Raw genomic sequence first — 2,373 nt, 5'->3', positions numbered from 1 at the left:
CCCGCCGGGGGGCGGGGGGGGGGGGCCGGCCTCGCCCGCCCGGGGGCCCGGGGCCGGCGCCGGCCCGGCCCCCCCGAGGGCATATGAGCGATCAGAGCACGCCGGAGTCGGCGACGGCGATCGAGGCGCGGGTACGGCCGCTGCCCGAGCCGAGGGACTCGATCTTGCGGACGAGCTTCATCGACTCGTCGTCGGCGACCTCGCCGAACACCACGTGCTTGCCGTCCAGCCACGGGGTCACCACGGTCGTGACGAAGAACTGCGAGCCGTTGGTGTTCGGGCCGCGGTTGGCCATCGAGAGCAGGCCCGGACGGTCGTGCGTGAGCTGGAAGTTCTCGTCGGGGAACTCCTCGCCGTAGATGGACTTGCCACCGGTGCCGTTGCCGTTGGTGAAGTCACCGCCCTGCAGCATGAACTCCGGGATGACGCGGTGGAACGGGGAGCCCTTGTAGCCGAAGCCCTTCTCGCCGGTGCACAGTGCGCGGAAGTTCTCCGCAGTCTTCGGGACGACGTCATCGAAGAGGTTGAACGTGATCCGCCCGGCGGGGGCGTCGTCGATGCTGATGTCGAAGTAGACCTTGGTTGTCATGCGTCCCATCCTGACATCCCGTCGGGGGTGAGATGTCCACACCCCCGGAATCGTGTTCCCGCGCGTCACCTCTGACCTGGGCAAACGAGTTCGCGGCAGGCCCCCGCACTGCGGTACCGTCGGCGGTCGACGAGGCGTCGAGGAGGCAGGGATGCAGCAGAGCACGACCGCGCGGGTACGGCCGGGGGACGAGGGTGATCTCGAGGAGCTCACCCGGATCTACAACCACTACATCGTCGAGACGCCGATCACCTTCGACGTCGACCCGGTCACGGTCGGCCTGCGCCGCGACTGGCTGCTCGCCCACCCCGCGAAGGGCCCGCACCGGCTGCTCGTCGCGGAGGAGGACGGCAAGGTCGTCGGCTATGCGACCAGCAGCGCCTTCCGCCCGAAGCTCGCGTATCTCACCTCCGTGGAGACCAGCGTCTATCTCGCTCCCGAGTACGGCGGCCGCGGTCTGGGCAGCCGGCTGTACGGCGCCCTCTTCGAGCTCCTCGCGGAGGAGGACGTCCACCGCGCGTACGCGGGGATCACCGTCCCCAACGAGGCTTCCTTCAAGCTGCACGAACGGTTCGGCTTCAAGCCCGCCGGTACGCACCGCGAGGTGGGGCGCAAGTTCGGGCGCTACTGGGACGTGGCGTGGTTCGAGAAGGAGATGCGCTGAGCGGTCCTCGTACCGCCGAGTGCCCCGGTCCGCGTACCGCCGAGATCCCCCGGTCCTCGTACCGCCAAGTGCCCCGGCCCGCGGCTGCCGTCCCCCCATGCGGCCGCCGCGGGCGCCTTCGTGGGGGGCGCCGCCACCCCCCCCCGCCCCCGGCCCGGCGCCCCCCGCCCCGCGGGCCCCCCGCCCCGCGCGCTTTCGTGGCGGCCGCCGCGCTCGCCACCACGGTGCCCCCGTGCTCACCACCACAGTGCTCGACGGACCCTGAACAGACCTTGCAAGGATCTAGAATCCCCAGCGGGGAACGCCCCCAAGAGGGTGCGGCGCGGGACACAGGGGCTGGGCGATGGAGTTTCGACTGCTCGGCGGCATCGGGGCGGTGGCCGACGGCAGACAGGTGGACCTTGGGCCCGCACGGCAGCGGTCCGTGCTCGCGGCACTGCTGATGGACGTGGGGCGCACGGTACCGGTGGACCAGCTCGTCCAGCGGGTCTGGGCGGACGCTCCGCCGAAGCGCGCCAAGGACACGCTGTACAGCTATCTGTCCCGTCTGCGCCGCCTGCTGCCCTGCGCCATCGACCGCCTGCCGGGCGGCTATGTGATGACCGCCGACGCGCAGGCCATCGATGTGCACCGCTTCCGGCGGCTGCTCGCGGCGGCGCGCGCCGAGACCGACGACAGCATCGCGCTGGCCGCGTACGAGGAGGCGCTCGGTCTCTGGTGCGGCGAACCCTTCGCGGGCGCCGACGCCCCCTGGTTCAACGCGACTCGGGAGGCCCTGGTCAGGGAGCGGCTCGCCGCGGAGCTCGACTGCACCGACCTGCGGCTGCGGCTCGGTCAACACACCGCGCTCCAGGCCGAGTTGTCCGAACGCTGCGCCGCCCACCCGCTGGACGAACGGATGGCCGCCCAATACATGCTCGCGCTGTACCGCTGCGGACGGCAGGCCGACGCGCTCGCCCACTACCGCCGGGTGCGCCGGCTGCTGCGCGAGGAGCTCGGCATCGACCCCGGCGGCCGGCTGCAGGAACTGCACGAGGCGGTCCTTGCCGGGGGCGCGGGGCCCGGGGCCCCCGCGGGGCAGGCGGGGGGCGCCGCTGGCGGGGGGGGGGGGGGGGCTCCG

3 protein-coding genes are annotated in these 2,373 nt (G+C 72.6%); 2 read left to right on the top strand and 1 reads right to left on the bottom strand.

Going from position 1 to position 2,373, the window contains the following annotated elements; genetic code table 11:
• Positions 1 to 91 precede the first annotated feature (91 nt).
• Positions 92 to 589, bottom strand: coding sequence for a peptidylprolyl isomerase (locus JAO81_RS01975; protein WP_199545964.1), 498 nt, complete (start codon positions 587 to 589; stop codon positions 92 to 94).
• A gap of 151 nt (positions 590 to 740) precedes the next feature.
• Here JAO81_RS01975 and JAO81_RS01970 point away from each other — a divergent pair, with 151 nt between their 5' ends.
• Both JAO81_RS01970 and JAO81_RS42105 read left to right on the top strand, forming a co-directional pair.
• A complete protein-coding gene (locus JAO81_RS01970) occupies positions 741 to 1,253 on the top strand; it encodes a GNAT family N-acetyltransferase (protein ID WP_199545963.1) in 513 nt (170 codons plus the stop codon).
• Between the two features lie 343 nt (positions 1,254 to 1,596).
• Positions 1,597 to 2,373, top strand: a 777-nt coding sequence (locus tag JAO81_RS42105; RefSeq protein WP_233414816.1) for a BTAD domain-containing putative transcriptional regulator, incomplete at its 3' end; no start/stop codon positions are given.

The sequence above is a fragment of the Streptomyces sp. N35 genome (assembly GCF_016464295.1).
Lineage (GTDB): Bacteria > Actinomycetota > Actinomycetes > Streptomycetales > Streptomycetaceae > Streptomyces.
The sequence above is the reverse complement of the archived record's forward strand: the minus strand, read 5'-3'. Positions and strand labels throughout refer to the sequence as shown.

Bases quoted from the DNA above. Each gene is read 5' to 3' on its own strand.
- JAO81_RS01970 (WP_199545963.1), top strand. From the start codon at position 741: ATGCAGCAGAGCACGACCGCGCGGGTACGGCCGGGGGACGAGGGTGAT.
- JAO81_RS01975 (WP_199545964.1), bottom strand. From the start codon at position 589: ATGACAACCAAGGTCTACTTCGACATCAGCATCGACGACGCCCCCGCC.